A 1378-nucleotide genomic window follows, 5' to 3' on the forward strand; every position below is an offset into this window, starting at 1 on the left:
AATTGTAAGTTAAATTCTTTAGAAAAGGCATCGGACCCTGGGCGGCTTCAGTAATGTCCGTAAATACTTCCGTGTCATCTTGCTCAAAAATGCCAGATGGGCTAAACGTCAAGATAAACGAATCTCTTGAACGATCTTTCCAATCTTGAGAGGCGTTTTTTTCAACGAGCATCCAAGCGATTACTTCCATCTTATTGTGACCAATTGGCCGCCACATTCTAATTGAAGTGTTAGAGATAAACTGGTCTTTAATTTTTGTATGAGAAATTAAAAATGATAAGTTCGGGAAAACGTTTCCAATCATATTTTTTAAGTTTGATAACACTTCATATTGTTCTTCTGACAAATTACTTTTAAATTCATTTTTCAATTCTTCCGGGAAAGCAAAATCAGGGTTAGGTGTTCCTAAGTTTAGTCCATGTCCGTTTTCCGTATGAATTTGAAAACCACGCTTTGRATACGTTGCATTGGGTACCATGCCTAGTTTTGCAATTGAACCATGTGTGACCATCGTATGATAGGAATCACCAACAAAGTTATCAGAACCTACTTTCCAGTTAGAACTAACAACAAATCGTTGAGGGACCCCGATTACTTCCATTTCTGCCCGTCCTACAAGGATATCTAAATACCATTTTATATCACCTAGAAACTCTTCAAGCGGCTCTACATCTTCATTCCATGTTCCAAATAAAAGACCTTTATAGGATTCAAGCTTCACTTGGTGAAGCCCCATTTGTGAACGATCAAGCGTCCCGCCATAAATATCTTTTTGAAGTGGCACACCCACAAGCTCTCCTGTGTTTTTAAAGTTAAATCCATGATATGGACACGTAAATAAAGTCTTGTTACCTTTGTCAGCCCGACAAAGTTTCATTCCACGATGGGTACACATATTATAAAAAGCACGAATCCCCCCTTCATTATCACGTGTAATAATGAGCGAATATCCGGCGAGGTCACGTGTCATGTAGTCTCCTTTGTTCGGGACTTCAGATTCATGACCGACAAAGACCCATGTTTTCAAAAATACTTTTTCATGTTCTATATCGTAAACCGTTTGATTGCCTAGGAGGTAAGCAGGTATTACTCCTTCCTCTGGTTTGACCGTTTCGTTCAAATAGCTAACAACTTGCTGTTTCGACATTTCTTCTATGGATTTATCAGTTTTAAGCATACTTGTAGTCTCCCCTCTATGAACATGACATGACTTAAATCAATTATTACCCAATTTGAACACTCTTTTCTTTGTTTTGCAGAGTAGCCAATACACTTAACGCAGCTAAGTAACTCGTTTTCGGATTGTTTGGCATTGGTTCATTTTCTATTTCAAGTTTAAGTTTTCCGAATGAACCTGACGCTTCAATAAGGTGAATAT

The 1378-nt window shown here is 38.0% G+C and carries 2 protein-coding genes; both read right to left on the minus strand.

Annotated features, from left to right (window positions below):
• On the minus strand, positions 1-1177 hold a 1177-nt coding region (locus AC1DUW_RS28900), incomplete at its 3' end, for an aromatic ring-hydroxylating oxygenase subunit alpha (protein WP_477644198.1).
• Between the two features lie 46 nt (positions 1178-1223).
• Positions 1224-1378, minus strand: a 155-nt coding sequence (locus AC1DUW_RS28905) for an aspartate dehydrogenase domain-containing protein (RefSeq protein ID WP_477644199.1), incomplete at its 5' end; no start/stop codon positions are given.

The sequence above is a fragment of the Peribacillus sp. P4_C12 genome (genome assembly GCF_056402095.1).